This window comes from Allobosea sp. TND4EK4, assembly GCF_900156025.1.
Lineage (GTDB): Bacteria > Pseudomonadota > Alphaproteobacteria > Rhizobiales > Beijerinckiaceae > Allobosea.
The window spans coordinates 1-1,529 of record NZ_FTMO01000054.1 but is presented as its reverse complement, the minus strand read 5'-3'; the positions used below and the strand labels follow the sequence as shown (position 1 = coordinate 1,529).

Sequence of the window (1,529 nt, the reverse complement as noted above, 5' to 3'; positions counted from 1 at the left end):
TGTTCGTCGTCAGAACATTCGGCACAACTCGCGGCGTAGATTAGCGGAGTGCGGGCCTCGTCTGGGGGTTGATGTTAGGCGGCGAGCTTGCGGTGCTGCAAGCGCCGATATTCGATGGTCTGTCGCTTGATCCTTTCTCGTCGTTCGATGATGGCCGGGGCCCTGCCGAAGTAGGCGTCGGCGGGCGTCACGTTATTTAGGCTCTCGTGATAGCGCTGGTGATTGTAATGTTCGACGAAGGCCTCGATCTGGGCTTCGAGGTCGCCGGGCAGGAAGTAGTTCTCCAGCAGGATGCGGTTTTTCAGAGTCTGGTGCCAGCGCTCGATCTTGCCCTGGGTTTGCGGGTGCATGGGAGCGCCGCGGACATGGCTCATTTTGTTGGCCTCGATATATTCGGCCAGTTCGCCGGCGATGTAGCTGGGGCCGTTATCGCTGAGCAGCCGGGGCTTGTGCAGCACCGTGGCGCTGTCACAGCCGGAAGCCGCCAAGGCGAGGTCCAGCGTTTCGGTTACATCCTCGGCACGCATGTTGGTGCACAACTTCCAGGCAATGATATAGCGCGAGAAGTCGTCGAGCACGGTCGAGAGGTACATCCAGCCCCACCCGATGATCTTGAAGTAGGTGAAGTCGGTCTGCCACATCTCGTTCGGGCGGGTAGTCTTGGTGTGGAACTGATCGGCGGCCTTTATCACGACATAGGCCGGACTGGTGATCAGATCGTGCGCCTTGAGCAGGCGGTAAACCGTGGATTCCGATACGAAGTAGCGCTTCTCGTCGGTGAAGCGCACCGCCAGTTCGCGGGGGCTGAGATTGGTCGCGTCGGCTTCCAGCGCCATTTCGATGATCTGGTTCTGGATGTCGTCACCGATGCGGTTCCACACGCGGCTCGGCGCCGATGGCCGATCCTGTAACGCTTCCGGCCCGCCCCCAAGATAACGGTCATACCAACGGTAGAACGTCCGGCGGGCGATGCCGAGCTTGTCCAGCGTGCGTTTGGCGGGCAGGTGCGACTGCTCGACGATCCGGATGATCTCGAGCTTTTCGGATGCGGGATACCTCATTCGTCGTCGCCCCCATCCGCGATCATGCTTTTTTTCAGCAGACGGTTTTCGAGTGTCAGGTCGGCCACGCATTCCTTCAGGGCACGCGCTTCGCGGCGCAGATCCTGCACCTCGCCGGTGGTCGCGGCACGGGCAGTGTCGCCCGCCAGGCGGCGCTTGCCCGCTTCCATGAACTCCTTCGACCAGGTGTAGTACAGGCTTTGCGCGATGCCTTCCTTGCGGCACAGCTCGGCAATGCTGTCCTCGCCGCGAAGGCCTTCAAGCACGATGCGGATCTTGTCCTCGGCAGAGAAGTGCCGCCGGGTCTGCCGCCGGATATCCTTCACCACCTGCTCCGCAGGGGCCTTCGACGGCGATTTTGAATAGGAGGATTTGGGCTTCATCTTCGTTCCTTCGTCACTACGACGAAGCCCAAATCCTCCTTAAATCACAACCTCAAATCTGTGCCATTGGTGCTGACGGCGGACA

The 1,529-nt window shown here is 60.4% G+C and carries 1 protein-coding gene; it reads right to left on the bottom strand.

Translation table 11 applies throughout. The features are described from left to right. Window positions 1-74: 74 nt before the first annotated feature. Window positions 75-1,444 (bottom strand): IS3 family transposase gene (locus BW981_RS22210; RefSeq protein WP_148650901.1). Its coding sequence is split into 2 segments (ribosomal slippage): window positions 75-1,094 and window positions 1,097-1,444, totalling 1,368 coding nucleotides; the frame shifts between segments, so codons are not numbered across the junction. Between the last annotated feature and the right edge of the window lie 85 nt (window positions 1,445-1,529).